Here is a 14182-nt window from a genome sequence, read left to right as displayed (position 1 = left end):
GAGGAAATTATCATGTCCGACAATAAACAAAAAGAAACTCCAAACGGATACGATTTAGACGGTTACGAACAACTCAAACGTCGCAACCGCCGTCGCTTGGTCTTAGCCTCCGGCTTGGTGGTGGCATCGGGTATGCTGTTCGGTCTGGCACTGACTTCCGGCGACGATAAAAATTCACCGTTTAAAGAAGCACCTGTCGGTCAGAGCCAAGTCAAAACGGCTGATGAGCCGAGCAAGGCCGTTGTTTTAGAGCCGAATAAAGAGGATGTTGCGATGGCTGAAGAAGCAGCCCGCCATGCGGATGCCGAAGCGCAAAGCAAACCTCAAAATGCCGGCGACGAAGAAGACAATGCGCCGGTTGAAGTATTGAAGCCAAACCGTGAGTCTGCTCCCGAAGATGTCGGCGAGCCGTTGGTTTTGATTAATGATACTTTGGATGACGGCAATATTAAAGGTTTGGAAGAGTCTGAGCGTATTCAACGAGCTGAGGCCGCCAAACGCGAAGCTGCGGAGCGCCGAGCCGAAGAACGCCGCCAACGCCAGGCAGAACAACGTGCTGCGGCACGCAAGGCACAAGCCCAACAGGAAGCGGATGAAAAAGAAAACGCATTGGCTGCTAAAAAACGTGCACTTCAAGCGCGTGCTGAAAAAGCAGAGCGTGAAGCTGCTGCTGAACGCAATAAATTAGCACAATTGGAAAAAGCAGAGAAAGCCATTGCCGAGCGTAAATCTGCCAAAAACAGCAAAGACAGCGTAAAAGACAAGGCCGAACCTACTAAGAAAGCAGAAGCCAAAGTTGAAAAACCAAAAAATGAGAAGGCTAAACCAGAAACGGCCAAAGCAGAAAAAGCCGATAAGGTAAAAACTGCCGAGAAGCCGTCTGAAAAAGCCAAACCTAAAGCTGAAAAAGAAAAAGCAGAAGCCAAGCCTGCTAAAAAAGCCGCTATTCAGGCTGGTTATGCTGAAAAAGAACGCGCGCAGAGCCTGCAACGTAAAATGAAAGCCGCAGGTATCGATTCGACCATTACTGAAGTGATGACCGATAAAGGTAAGGTGTATCGCGTGAAATCAGCCAGTTATAAAAATGCACGCGATGCAGAGCGCGATTTGAACAAATTGCGTGTACATGGCATTGCCGGTCAGGTGACCAGTGAGTAATTTGCCTGTTGCCGATTTATTGGCGGCCGCCGTCATCGTCATCTGCATCATTATTTCGTTGACACGGGGTATTATTGCCGAAGCAGGAGCGATGGTGGCCTGGGTGGTATCGTTTATTGCAGCCAGAACGCTCGCCGTGCCGTTTGCCGATGTGGTCTTTAAATCGGTTGAGCCGCATTCCTTGGCGGTTGCCATGGGTTTTGCCGCTGTGTTTTTTCTGGCATGGCTGTTGCAGAAACTGGCACGATCGCTGTTGAGCAGTTTGATGTCTGCCGTTGGTTTAGGAAGCATCAACCGTTTGCTTGGCGGCGTATTCGGTGCTGTGAAAGGTGTGATTTTGGTGACACTGGCAGTGATGGTTTTTTCACACACTGATTTGCCGAAAACGGAAGAGTGGCAAAGTTCGCACACAATTCCGTATTTTGAATCACTTGCAGATGCTGCGATGCCTTATCTGCCTGGAAAAGATGCCGCAATGCCGCATCTTTCGGGTAAAGCAGCTGAAGTTGAAGAATTGGATGATTGAGTTTGACGGATTCAGACGGTCTATGGGCCGTCTGAATCCGTTTTTATTTGCGTAAATTTAGCATCATATTGTTAACAATTTGAGCAAACTCATCTAAATTATTTTATAATGACAGCTTACCCATTTAATCTTCAAACTCGGAGAAGCACGATATGTGTGGTGTATTAGGTTTGGTTAGTCATGAGCCGGTCAATCAGATGTTGTATGATGGTTTGCAGATGTTGCAACACCGTGGTCAGGACGCAGCAGGTATTGTTACTGCCGAAGGCAATATATTTCATATGCACAAGGGCAAAGGCATGGTGCGCGAAGTGTTCCGCACCCGCAATATGCGCGACTTGGTCGGTAATGCAGGCATTGCACATGTCCGCTATCCGACTGCAGGCAATGCGGGCAGCAGCGCAGAAGCCCAGCCGTTTTATGTCAGCTCCCCATTCGGCATTGTTTTGGCACACAATGGTAATCTGACCAATACCGAAGAGCTCTATGAAAACGTATGCAACAAACACCTGCGCCACGTTAATACCAGCTCCGATTCTGAAGTCCTACTCAATGTATTCGCGCACGAATTACGCCGCGAAGTCTCTAAAAATACAGCCCCTTATCAACTTACCATCGACAATATTTTCAACGCCGTTTCCGAAGTACACCGTTTGGTGCGTGGCGCATACGGTGTCGTAGCCATGATTGCCGGATATGGCATGCTGGCTTTCCGGGATCCTTTCGGTATCCGTCCGTTGGTTTTGGGTTCGCAAATTGACGAATCCGGCAAAAAATCTTATGCCATTGCCTCCGAATCCGTTGCCTTTAATGCACTTGCCTATGATTTGGAACGCGATATCCAGCCGGGAGAAGCCGTATTTATTGGTTTTGATGGCACGATTATTTCCCGTCAATGCAGCGATAAAGCCAAATTAAGCCCTTGTCTTTTTGAATATGTTTATTTTGCCCGCCCGGACTCCGTCATCGATGGCGTTTCCGTTTATCAGTCCCGTATGGATATGGGCGTATCTTTGGCAGAAAAAATCAAACGCGAGTTGCCTGTCGATGATATCGATGTCGTGATGCCGATTCCTGATACCAGCCGACCCAGCGCGATGGAACTTGCCGTCCATCTCGAAAAACCATATCGCGAAGGTCTGATTAAAAACCGCTATATCGGCCGCACTTTCATCATGCCCGGACAAGCAACGCGTAAAAAATCAGTACGCCAAAAACTCAGTCCGATGGAAACCGAGTTTAACGGCAAAAGCGTTTTGTTGGTGGATGATTCCATTGTGCGCGGTACGACCAGCCGTGAAATCGTTGAAATGGTACGCGCGGCAGGTGCACGCAAAGTCTACATTGCTTCCGCTGCTCCCGAAGTGCGTTATCCGAATGTGTACGGTATCGATATGCCGACCCGTGAAGAACTGATTGCAAACGGCCGCAGCGCGGCAGAAATCGCAGCCGAGATTGGCGCGGATGGCATCGTCTTCCAAAACTTAGAAGACTTGGAAGCAGTAGTCAAAGCACTCAATCCAAAAATCGAATCCTTTGATTCTTCATGCTTTAATGGTGTTTATCAAACCGGCGATATCGACGAAGCGTATCTAAACCGTCTCTCTACCGAAAAATCAGGTTGTGGCGGTTTGAAAATTCATCCAAGCAAAATGGAACACAGCATCAGTATCAGCGATAGTGATGATGATGAAGAATAAAGTAAATTGACTTACAATAAAGGCCGTCTGAAAATTAATGTTCAGACGGCCTTTAATTATGTTATAGACACATTATGAGTACCGAAACCAAAAATTACATCACACCTACCGGTTGGCAGGCATTGAAAGACGAACTTTATCATCTGGTCAACAAAGAACGCCCAGAAATCGTCCAAATCGTTAACTGGGCGGCAAGCAATGGCGACCGCAGCGAAAATGGCGACTATCTTTACGGCAAACGCCGTATGCGCGAAATCGACCGCCGTATCCGCTTCCTAACCAAACGCTTGGAAGCCGCCGTTGTCGTCGATCCAGAAGCGCGCGAAGCCACGGACCAGATTTTTTTCAGCGCCACCGTTGGTTTATTGCGCGGAGACGGTCGTGAACAAACCGTCAAAATCGTCGGCGTAGATGAAATCGATACTGCTAAAAACAAAATCTCATGGATTTCCCCTTTGGCGCGCAGCCTGATTAAAGCACGCGAAGGCGATGAAGTTGTCTTGAATACACCGGAAGGGCGTGAGGTTATAGAGATTCTGTCGGTGGAATATATTAAGATTGACTGATTATGCGTGAATAAAAACTATAAAGGCCGTCTGAAAAATATATTTTCAGACGGCCATCTACACTTTTAAGATTTTCCGGCTTTATCCCCGATTTTGCTTTCTTTGCCTTGAATCAGGTTTTGAATATTGCTTTTATGGCGGTACAACACCAATGCTGCAATGAATACGGTTGCCCATGCCCAAGAGGCGTGTGGCATCATGAAGAAGGCGAAGATTGGGGCACAGACGGTGGCGACCAGTGCAGCGAGGGAGGATACTTTGAAACCGAATGCCATGACCAGCCAAATTAAGGCACAGAGCAGGGCGGTTGCAGGGGAGAGGGCGAGCAAGACACCCAATGCGGTGGCTACGCCTTTGCCGCCTTTAAAATTGAAAAATATTGGCCACATATGACCGACCAATGCGGCAATGGCGACCAGGGCTATCGTTGCATCCGATAAATCTAAAGCATCTTGCAGACAGCGTGCCAAGATGACGGCAACCAAGCCTTTTACTGCATCGCCGAGCAAGGTCAGTGCGGCCGCTTTTTTCTTACCGCTGCGCAAGACGTTGGTGGCACCGGGGTTGCCGGAGCCGTAAGTGCGCGGATCGTCCATGCCGTAATATTTTGATACGATGACGGCAAAAGACAGGGAGCCGATAAGATAGGCGGCAATAATGGCGAGTACATTGAACATTTTGGGTGCTTTACTTAAAATGGGAACGGTTATTCTATCAAAAAAACGGACAGGCAAATGGATAAAATCTTTTTGTACGGCATGAAGGCCGATACTTTAATCGGCGTATATGATTGGGAACGCGAGCGTAAACAGACTTTGATTTTGGATTTGGAAATCAGTGTTCCCGAGCGTACCGGCACGAGCGACGATATCGGCGATACCATCCATTATGGCGAAGTATGCGAAGTCGTACGCCGCAGCCTTGCCGAACAGGATTTTTTACTGCTGGAAGCTTTGGCGGAATATATCGCCCAATTGATTTTAAATGATTTTGGTGCGGCCAAAGTGCGCGTCCGTATTGTGAAACCGGGTATCTTGCCCGATGTGGCGCAGGTCGGTATTGAAATTGAACGCGCTCGGGAATAAGGCTTATCTATGCCGTCTGAAAAAGGATTTCAGACGGCCTTTAATATTTTAATAATTTGGAAATGAGGTAAAAAATGGATTTGAAAGAAACTAAATTAAGCAGTGAGCCAATCTACGAAGGTTCTTTTGTTACCATCAGCCGCGATCGGGTGCGCCTGCCCAACGGCAACGAAAGCCAACGGGTTGTGATCCGCCATCCGGGTGCTGCGTGTGTATTGGCGGAAACGGAAGACGGCAAAGTTGTTTTGGTGCGCCAATGGCGTTATGCAGCCGATCAGGCGACGTTGGAATTGCCTGCGGGTAAATTGGATATTGCAGGCGAAGATCCTGCCGAATGCGCTTTGCGTGAGTTGGCGGAAGAAACGCCATATGTCGCCGACAGTGTCAAACTGTTGTACTCCTTTTATACCGCAGTCGGTTTTTGTGATGAAAAAATGTATCTTTACCAAGCGCAAGGCGTGCGTTTGGGCAGCGAGTTGAGCAACGATGAGGATGAAATTACAGAAACTGTCCTGATGAGCAAGGACGAGGTGCGTAATGCATTGGTAAACGATGAAATCAAAGATGGTAAGACTTTGATTGGTTTGCAGTATTGGTTGACTCAGAATTGAGATGTTAAGTAGAAAATCCTTGATGGATTTCTGAATACTTGAGCCTGATATTTGATAATAAGGTTTTCATACAAACAAGGCCGTCTGAAAAAGCTTTCAGACGGCCTTGTTTTATTTTGTAGCTGTATTTTAGCCTAATAAAGCCGGTGCAAACCGTGTGATCGTATCGCGTAAAACGATGAGTTTGCCGTGGAAGAAATGGGACGAGCCGGCAATGGTTACAACCGGCAGGCCTTGTGGTTCTGCCCATGTCAGGGCTTTGTTGATTTCAACGACTTCGTCTTCCGCGCCATGAATCATCAATGTTTTGGCGACGTTGGGAACGTCTGATGGTTCCGGGCGGTCGGTGTAGTGATGGACGGCGGCGCCCATCAGCAACAGCAAATCAGGCGTGCGTTCTTGGGCGGCAAAGGTGGAAACGTAGCCGCCGAATGAGAAACCGGCCAGAACGAATTGCGGTGCATCAGGATGTTGCGCTCGGGCGTAGTCGATAACGGCAATGCAGTCTTGCGTTTCGCCGCGGCCGTAGTCGTGTTCGCCTTCGCTATTGCCTACGCCGCGCAAATTGGGCAGGTAGCAATGAAAACCGAGTTGGCTGAGGGCTTTGGCGGCGGTTTGGATGACCTTGTTGGTGTTGGTGCCGCCTTGCAGGGGATTGGGGTGGTTGATGACGGCAACGCCGCGGGCGGATTCTTGTGTGCTTGGCAGGTAGATGGTTTCCAGTAAACCGGCCGGACCGGGGATTTGAATGATGTCGGGTTTGAGCATGAGTGTGTCCTTGTTTGTTTTTTCAGACGGCCTGAAACGGTTTACAGATAAAAATTCTTGCCGTTGTTTTGATTGTTGGCTTTCAAATCAACAAGCATCCGTTTGAAGTCCAAGCCGTATTTTTCGCTTAATTTTTCGGCGCGTTTTTTTAAGTTGTCGATATTTTGTTCTTTAGGGCTGCTTTGGAATGCCATGACTGCTACGTTGCCGTGGCTTTCGGCAGGCAGCTCGAGTACGCGGCCGTCAAAGACGTTGAGCAGGCGTTCGACAAAGCGTTGATAACGCTGGTCGCCGCTCCACCAGTTGGTAACAAATACGCCATCGGGAGAGAGGGCATTGCGGCAGTCTTGGAAGAAAGGCTCTTCTACCAAAGCATCGATAATCTGTTCGCCGTCAAAACCATCTACCAAAATTACATCGGTATTGTGGCGGAACACTTTAATATATTCCGCGCCATCCGCCTCGATAATTTCAAAATTTTCACCTTCGTGCGGCAATTCAAACAGGCTGCGCGCCACGGCGATGACTTGCGGATTGATGTCCACAGCGGTTTGCTTGGTGTGGGGCAGATAGCTGTCTATCCAACGGGCAAACGAGCCACCGCCCAAGCCGATTTGGGTGATGTGTTTGGGCGGGGTTTCTGCAAACAGCAGCCAACCCATCATGGCGCGGCTGTACGACAACACCAGCTCGGACGGATGATCGACATTCATAGAGCTTTGAATGGTGTCGCTGCCCAAGTGCAGGGAACGGATATTGCCTTCTTCAGAAATACCGACTTCGGGCAGATGGGATTTGGCTGGGCGCAGGCGGCGGTAAGGATGGCGGGGTGGCATGGGTGCAGACGAAAGATGTAAAAGGCGTTATTTTAACAGAAACCATGATGTTTTGTGCTGGGGCGGTTTTCAGACGGCCTTTGAGCGTGTTAGATTGGAAAATAAGGCAGGTATTTAATTTTCTTTAAAATCATTGGTTTTTATAATTTCGTGAGTAACTTTGTTTTAAAATGCTTGCCAAGATGGGAACTTATCGGCATAATGCCGACTTCCTTGCCGGTATAGCTCAGTTGGTAGAGCACCTGACTTGTAATCAGGGGGTCCCGAGTTCGACTCTTGGTGCCGGCACCAGTTAAAGACTGATGGTGCCACAAGGCATTTCAGTAAGCCGGTATAGCTCAGTTGGTAGAGCACCTGACTTGTAATCAGGGGGTCCCGAGTTCGACTCTTGGTGCCGGCACCAATTAAAAGCCCGATTGTGAAAGCAGTCGGGCTTTTTGCTTATGCTTTGATATTTTAAAAGCAGACCTTATAATACCGCGTTTCCATTACAACAAAGGGCTGCCCGTCGGGCGGAACACACAAAACACCATGATTACCGTAAACACTTTGCAAAAAATGAAAGCAGAGGGCGAGAAAATCGCCATGCTGACCGCTTATGAATCCAGCTTTGCCGCGCTGATGGACAATGCCGGAGTAGATGTACTGCTGGTCGGTGATTCTTTGGGTATGGCGGTGCAAGGCCGTCAGTCCACTTTGCCGGTGAGCTTGCAGGATATGTGCTACCACACTGAATGCGTGGCTCGCGGTACTAAAAATGCCATGATTGTCAGCGACTTGCCGTTTGGTGCTTATCAGCAGAGCAAAGAGCAGGCATTTGCGGCGGCGGCTGAGTTGATGGCGGCCGGCGCGCATATGGTCAAGCTCGAAGGCGGTGTCTGGATGGCGGAGACCACTGAATTTCTGCAAATGCGCGGTATCCCTGTTTGCGCCCACATCGGCCTGACTCCGCAATCCGTGTTTGCATTCGGCGGCTATAAAGTTCAAGGCCGAGGCGACAAGGCGGAAGCGTTGCTCAACGACGCTAAAGCGCATGATGCGGCAGGTGCGGCAATCGTATTGATGGAATGCGTTCCTGCGGAATTGGCGAAAAAAGTGACCGAGACCGTTTCTTGCCCGACCATCGGCATTGGCGCAGGCGTGGATTGCGACGGTCAGGTTTTGGTGATGCACGATATGCTCGGCATTTTCCCAGGTAAAACCGCCAAATTCGTGAAGAACTTTATGCAGGGCAAAGACAGCGTTCAAGCTGCGGTCAAAGCCTATGTGGACGAAGTCAAAGCAAAAACGTTCCCATCTGTCGAACATACGTTTGCCGGATAAAATAAAAACCAGGCCGTCTGAAACTTATTTCAGACGGCCTTTTCGATGAATAAAAGCGTATAATCGGCGCGTGATTCCCGTTGATGAAACAGCGGAAAAAATAAAGGATTTTTCAAACCATGCAAATTATTCATACGATTAAAGAATTGCGCGAGTGGCGCAAAACTGCCGGAAAAGTGGCATTTGTACCGACCATGGGCAATCTGCACGAAGGCCATCTTGCGCTGGTGCGCGAAGCAAAAAAACGTGCCGATAACGTTGTGGTCAGTATTTTTGTCAACCGCCTGCAATTCGGACAAGGCGAGGATTTCGACAAATATCCGCGCACTTTGCAACAAGATGCCGACAAATTGACAGGCGAGGGCGTTGCCGTCGTGTTCGCGCCTGATGAAAAAGAGCTGTATCCGAATGTAGAACAGCGTTTCAATGTCGAGCCTCCGCACCTGCAAAATGAATTGTGCGGCAAATTCCGTCCGGGCCATTTCCGCGGCGTTGCGACCGTTGTGACTAAGTTGTTCAACATTGTTCAACCCGATACCGCCTGTTTCGGCAAAAAAGACTATCAGCAGCTGGCGATTATCAAAGGCTTTGTCGAAGACTTGAATTTCAATATCGAAATCGTTCCTGTCGATACCGGTCGCGCTTCAGACGGCCTGGCACTTTCCAGTCGCAACCAATATTTGAGCGAAGCAGAACGCGCAGAAGCGCCCCGTCTCTATCAAGAGTTACAAAACATTGCCGCCGCCTTGAAAAACGGCAATCTGGATTACGCCCAGCTTGAAGCCGAATGTATCCGCCGTTTGACCGATGCCGGCTGGGTGGTTGATTACGTTGAAATCCGCCATGCACACAGTTTGGCAGTGGCTCATGTTGGCGATAAAGAATTGGTGGTGCTTGCTGCCGCACGTTTGGGTACCACGCGCCTGATTGATAATTTGGAAGTAGCTTTGGCTTAAAACCAAGCTGCTGTTAAAGGCCGTCTGAAACCTGTTTTTCAGACGGCCTTTTGTTACAATAACGCTTTTGCGTTTCTAAGGCTTTTCCATGTCCAAACCCACCGTTTCCCCGATGATGCAGCAGTATCTCGCCATCAAATCGCAACACGCCGACAAGCTGGTGTTTTACCGCATGGGCGATTTTTACGAGTTGTTTTTGGATGACGCAGTGGAGGCGGCAAAGCTGTTGGACATTACCCTGACCACGCGCGGGCAGATGGACGGCGTGCCGATTAAGATGGCGGGTGTGCCGTTTCATGCGGCGGAGCAGTATCTGGCGCGGCTGGTGAAGATGGGCAAAAGCGTGGCGGTGTGCGAGCAGGTGGGCGAAGTCGGCGCGGGCAAAGGACCGGTGGAGCGCAAAGTCGTGCGCATCGTTACGCCCGGCACGCTGACCGACGCGGCATTTTTGGAAGACAAGGAAACCAACCGCATCGCGGCGGTGAACGCGGATAAAAAACACATCGCCATCGCGTGGGCATCTTTGCAAAGCGGCGAATTCAAAACCAAGCTGACGACGGCGGACAAACTCGCCGACGAGCTGGCGCGTTTGCAGGCGGCGGAAATCCTGTTGCCCGAAGGCAAAAGCCTGCCTAATGGTTTTCAGACGACCTCTGCCAACATCACGCGCCTGAACTCATGGCAGTTTGCCGCCGACGCGGGCGCGAAATTATTGACCGAATATTTCGGCTGCCAAGACCTGCACGGCTTCGGTTTGGACGGCAAGGAACACGAAGCCGCTGTCGGTGCGGCGGGCGCGCTGTTGAACTACATCCGCCTGACGCAAAACCTGATGCCGCAACACTTAGACGGCATTTCGCTCGAAACCGACAGCCAATATATCGGCATGGACGCCGCCACGCGCCGCAATCTCGAAATCACGCAAACCCTCTCCGGCAAAAAATCGCCGACCCTGTTTTCCATACTCGACGGCTGCGCCACCCACATGGGCAGCCGCCTCTTGGCACTCTGGCTGCACCACCCCTTACGCAGCCGCGTCCATATCCGCGCCCGCCAAGAAGCCGTTGCCGCGCTGGGTTCGCAATACGAAACCCTGCAAGGCCGTCTGAAAAACATCGCAGACATCGAACGCATCGCCGCCCGCATCGCCGTCGGCAACGCCCGTCCGCGCGACCTCGCCGCCCTGCGCGACAGCCTGTTTGCCCTATCCGAAATCGAATTATCCGCCGAGGGTAGCAGCCTGTTGGAAACCCTCAAAGCCGTTTTCCCCGAAACCCTGCCCGTTGCCGAAACCCTCAAAGCCGCCGTAATGCCCGAACCCGCCGTCTGGCTTAAAGACGGCGGCGTCATCAACCAAGGCTATTGCGCAGAACTCGACGAACTGCGCCACATCCAAAACCACGGCGACGAATTCCTGCTCGACCTCGAAGCGCGCGAACGCGAACGCACCGGCCTCTCCACCCTCAAAGTCGAGTTCAACCGCGTCCACGGCTTCTACATCGAGCTATCCAAAGTCCAGGCCGAACAAGCCCCCTCCGACTACCAACGCCGCCAGACCCTGAAAAACGCCGAACGCTTCATCACCCCCGAACTCAAAACCTTCGAAGACAAAGTCCTGACCGCGCAAGAGCAGGCATTGGCATTGGAAAAACGCCTGTTTGAAGCCCTCCTCAAAGACATTCAGACGACCCTTCCCCAGCTTCAAAAAGCCGCCAAAGCCGCCGCCGCCCTCGACGTACTCTCCACCTTCGCCGCGATTGCGGCCGAACGCGGTTTCGTCTGTCCCGAGTTCGCCGACTATCCGGTCATCCATATCGAAAACGGCCGCCATCCCGTCGTCGAGCAACAAGTGCGCCACTTCACCGCCAATCACACCCGCCTCGACCACAAACACCGCCTCATGCTCCTGACCGGCCCCAACATGGGCGGCAAATCCACCTACATGCGCCAAGTCGCCCATATTGTCCTCATGGCGCACACCGGCAGCTTCGTGCCTGCCGATTCAGCCCAAATCGGCCCTATCGACCAAATCTTTACCCGTATCGGCGCATCGGATGATTTAGCCTCCAACCGCTCCACCTTCATGGTTGAAATGAGCGAAACCGCCTACATCCTCCACCACGCCACCGACCAATCCCTCGTCCTTATGGACGAAGTTGGTCGCGGCACTTCGACTTTTGACGGCCTCGCCCTTGCCCAAGCCATTGCCGAACACCTGCTGCAAAAAAATAAATCCTTCAGCCTCTTCGCCACCCACTATTTCGAGCTGACCAAACTGCCCGAAGCCCACGCAACAGCAGTCAATATGCACCTCTCCGCACTTGAACAAGGACAGGACATCGTCTTCCTCCACCACATCGAACCCGGCCCCGCCAGCAAAAGCTACGGTATCGCCGTTGCCAAACTCGCCGGCCTGCCCAACCGCGCATTGAAGGCGGCTCAAAAGCATTTAAACGATTTGGAAAACCAAGCCGCCGCCAACCGTCCGCAGTTGGATATTTTCAGCGCCATGCCGTCTGAAAATAGGGAAGATGAGGAAGGGAAAGAACAAGAAGTTGAGCCTGTCGATAATTTGCAGACCAATGAATTGGCTGAAGCTTTGGCGCAAATTCAGCCCGACAACCTTACGCCGCGCGAAGCCTTGGATGCCTTGTATCGCTTGAAAGATATCTGCAATAAGGCGTCGTAAATAACGTAAAGGCCGTCTGAAACAGGAGAAACATATAATGAGTTTTGCTGACATTACCGTGGTTAGTATTACCGGCGCAGATTCTTATACCGAGGGCACGATGTATGCCATTATCCGCAGCTGCGCCGAATTGCCCGGAAGCCGTGGATTGCTGATCAGCCCGAGTTGTCCGCAAGGTTTGCCGGAAAATATCCGACATCAGCCTTGCCGGAAATTCGGTTATTTAGAATACAATCTGTTTGTTTTGTACCAACTGATGTATTACATCGATACTGATTATTGTTTGATCGTTCAAAATGACGGCTGGGTGTTGAACGGTCAAAACTGGCAGGATGCCTATCGGGAATATGATTATATCGGCGCACCTTTGCCGATTTTGTTGGAAACCGAAGCAGACGGGCAGTTTTTCCTGAAAGGAACCGACCAATATTTGGCTAAACAACATCTGATTCAGACTTCTCCGAATTTGGACGAGCCGCAGAACGGCGGTTTCAGCCTGCGCAGCAAGCGGCTTTTAACCATGCCGCGACAACTGGGTTTAAATGTAGAAATCCGACCGCCTTTGCCGCCGAAAGACGAGAAAATTGCCGATATGGAATGGCTGGTACGGCTGCACCACGAGGATATGTTTTTGACGGCGCAACACCGTTATAGATTGCAGGACTTAGGTTTGAAATTTGCGCCTCCGAATATTGCTACGCAATTTTCTTCAGAAGTACCGTTTATCAATCGAATGAGGAATGTCCCTTTAGAGCGCGTCTTTGGGGCGCACTGGATGGGAAGTGTGGTCTTGACCGGCTGCAACCGTATCCGTTTTACCCAATTAAATGGTGATGAGTTGGAAACATTCTCCCGTTTTTTTAGAAATTTGGGTTATGAATTAGAATAAATGAAGGCCGTCTGAAAGTTCAGACGGCCTTTTTTAATGGTTGTTAATGATGATGGTGGGCATGGCGTGCGGCTGCGCGTTTGGTGCCGACAGGCACAATCAGCGTTGCGTAAGTATTATCTTTCTGACATACGCTTTTATCGCCGTAATCGGTCTCGTTCACGACTTTGATTTTCCACAAACCGTCAATCAGCGTAATCACATTGACCACGCCGTTTTTATCGGTTTTGCCGGAGAAGCCTTGAGGCTCGCGGTGGTCATGGGTTGATTCCAAGTCCATTTCCGCCAAAGTGTCCGAGCTGGCGGTAACGGTGGCTTTAACCAAAGGCTCGCCTTTGTACAGGACTTTGACCGGCAAAATACCGCCGGCTTTGACTTCGTTCGGATTTTTCAGCGGAACCAGTTCCAGCTCTTGGCCGATAGGGCGGGTCAATACAGCTTCATCAACTGCGCCGTTGCCCACTTGGACAAAGCTCTTGCCGAACATTTGCGATTGTTCGCAATAGGTGGCACCGGCCAGCTGTTTCAAGGTTTGCTGTTTCCAGCCGTCTTGGTTTTTCGACCAGAAAGTCGGTTGGTAGGTCGCGCTGACCCAGTAGGAGCCTGCGGGCAGGGCGGCTTTGGAAACGTATTGATAGTTTTCGCCCTTATTCACCAAATCAACGGTTTTCTTTGAGCTGTCGGTCAATTGCAGCGGTTTGAAAATATGCACGCGGTCGTCGGCGATTTTTTCGACATTGGGGAAGTCATGGCTGTAACCCAAATCCGCATGCAGGATTTGGCCGGCAGGCTGATGTGTCGGTGCGGCCACCCAAACATCGTGTGCCTGTGCCACTGCGCCCAATCCCAGCAATCCTAAAAGCATCCATTGTTTCATAGTTTCTACACTCCATCTTTCGATTATTGAATAAAACGCCTAATGATTCGGCGAATACGAACGGTACTCTTTTTTATTAACTTTGTAAATAATATGGTTTAGATTTTATAGTTATAAATAATTATTTTTTGATTTCAGACGGCCTCGGTTTATATAACCAAAACTGATAAACCCAAAAGCAAACATTATTTCCCGTTT

Annotated in this window: 14 protein-coding genes and 2 tRNA genes; 12 read left to right on the top strand and 4 right to left on the bottom strand. The window is 50.4% G+C overall.

Annotated elements, in window-relative coordinates:
• Positions 1 to 12: 12 nt before the first annotated feature.
• The 4 genes from ftsN to greB all read left to right on the top strand — a co-directional run bounded on the left by ftsN (position 13) and on the right by greB (position 3950).
• Positions 13 to 1158, top strand: coding sequence for a cell division protein FtsN (gene ftsN, locus ACTHUM_RS03995; protein WP_049336513.1), 1146 nt, complete (start codon positions 13 to 15; stop codon positions 1156 to 1158).
• On the top strand, positions 1151 to 1684 hold the full coding sequence (locus ACTHUM_RS03990; protein ID WP_049336514.1) for a CvpA family protein: 534 nt from the start codon (positions 1151 to 1153) through the stop codon (positions 1682 to 1684). The genes ftsN and ACTHUM_RS03990 overlap by 8 nt, the downstream gene beginning before the upstream one ends.
• Before the next feature lie 152 nt (positions 1685 to 1836).
• Entirely contained in the window at positions 1837 to 3384 is a 1548-nt protein-coding gene (purF, locus tag ACTHUM_RS03985) for an amidophosphoribosyltransferase (RefSeq protein WP_049336516.1), read from the top strand.
• Positions 3385 to 3458: 74 nt separating this feature from the next.
• Entirely contained in the window at positions 3459 to 3950 is a 492-nt protein-coding gene (gene greB / locus ACTHUM_RS03980; protein WP_049336518.1) for a transcription elongation factor GreB, read from the top strand.
• 65 nt (positions 3951 to 4015) lie between these two features.
• On the opposite strand, the gene plsY is transcribed toward greB, so the two are convergent.
• Positions 4016 to 4627: a glycerol-3-phosphate 1-O-acyltransferase PlsY gene (gene plsY / locus ACTHUM_RS03975; RefSeq protein ID WP_004520155.1), complete on the bottom strand. Its 612-nt coding sequence runs from the start codon at positions 4625 to 4627 to the stop codon at positions 4016 to 4018.
• 57 nt (positions 4628 to 4684) lie between these two features.
• Here plsY and folB point away from each other — a divergent pair, with 57 nt between their 5' ends.
• Both folB and ACTHUM_RS03965 read left to right on the top strand, forming a co-directional pair.
• Positions 4685 to 5035 (top strand): dihydroneopterin aldolase, encoded by a 351-nt coding sequence (folB, locus tag ACTHUM_RS03970; protein WP_004520156.1) that lies wholly within the window; start codon positions 4685 to 4687, stop codon positions 5033 to 5035.
• A 74-nt stretch (positions 5036 to 5109) separates the two neighbouring features.
• Positions 5110 to 5646 carry an NUDIX hydrolase gene (locus ACTHUM_RS03965; protein WP_004520157.1) on the top strand — a complete coding sequence of 179 codons (537 nt, stop codon included), beginning with the start codon at positions 5110 to 5112 and terminating at the stop codon, positions 5644 to 5646.
• A 129-nt stretch (positions 5647 to 5775) separates the two neighbouring features.
• Here the strand turns inward: ACTHUM_RS03965 and ACTHUM_RS03960 are convergent, their stop codons facing one another.
• Together ACTHUM_RS03960 and ACTHUM_RS03955 are read right to left on the bottom strand one after the other, a co-directional pair.
• Positions 5776 to 6414, bottom strand: coding sequence for an alpha/beta hydrolase (locus ACTHUM_RS03960; RefSeq protein ID WP_440361185.1), 639 nt, complete (start codon positions 6412 to 6414; stop codon positions 5776 to 5778).
• Between the two features lie 41 nt (positions 6415 to 6455).
• The gene (locus ACTHUM_RS03955) at positions 6456 to 7250 is read right to left on the bottom strand and encodes a polyamine aminopropyltransferase (RefSeq protein ID WP_440361184.1); all 795 of its coding nucleotides are present in this window, start codon (positions 7248 to 7250) and stop codon (positions 6456 to 6458) included.
• Positions 7251 to 7465: 215 nt separating this feature from the next.
• Here ACTHUM_RS03955 and ACTHUM_RS03950 point away from each other — a divergent pair.
• From ACTHUM_RS03950 to ACTHUM_RS03925, 6 genes are all read left to right on the top strand, one after another.
• Positions 7466 to 7541, top strand: a tRNA-Thr gene (locus ACTHUM_RS03950).
• A gap of 36 nt (positions 7542 to 7577) precedes the next feature.
• Positions 7578 to 7653, top strand: a tRNA-Thr gene (locus ACTHUM_RS03945).
• 128 nt (positions 7654 to 7781) lie between these two features.
• The gene (gene panB, locus ACTHUM_RS03940; RefSeq protein ID WP_049333454.1) at positions 7782 to 8573 is read left to right on the top strand and encodes a 3-methyl-2-oxobutanoate hydroxymethyltransferase; all 792 of its coding nucleotides are present in this window, start codon (positions 7782 to 7784) and stop codon (positions 8571 to 8573) included.
• A gap of 119 nt (positions 8574 to 8692) precedes the next feature.
• Positions 8693 to 9529 carry a pantoate--beta-alanine ligase gene (gene panC / locus ACTHUM_RS03935; RefSeq protein ID WP_254323800.1) on the top strand — a complete coding sequence of 279 codons (837 nt, stop codon included), beginning with the start codon at positions 8693 to 8695 and terminating at the stop codon, positions 9527 to 9529.
• 88 nt (positions 9530 to 9617) lie between these two features.
• Entirely contained in the window at positions 9618 to 12218 is a 2601-nt protein-coding gene (gene mutS / locus ACTHUM_RS03930; RefSeq protein ID WP_440361183.1) for a DNA mismatch repair protein MutS, read from the top strand.
• Between the two features lie 37 nt (positions 12219 to 12255).
• On the top strand, positions 12256 to 13107 hold the full coding sequence (locus ACTHUM_RS03925; protein ID WP_440361182.1) for a DUF5672 family protein: 852 nt from the start codon (positions 12256 to 12258) through the stop codon (positions 13105 to 13107).
• Between the two features lie 43 nt (positions 13108 to 13150).
• Here the strand turns inward: ACTHUM_RS03925 and ACTHUM_RS03920 are convergent, their stop codons facing one another.
• Positions 13151 to 13984, bottom strand: a complete 834-nt coding sequence (locus ACTHUM_RS03920; RefSeq protein ID WP_049343971.1) for a DUF4198 domain-containing protein — start codon at positions 13982 to 13984, stop codon at positions 13151 to 13153.
• Between the last annotated feature and the right edge of the window lie 198 nt (positions 13985 to 14182).

This window comes from Neisseria sp. P0021.S006, assembly GCF_051956895.1.
The sequence above is the reverse complement of the archived record's forward strand: the minus strand, read 5'-3'. Positions and strand labels throughout refer to the sequence as shown.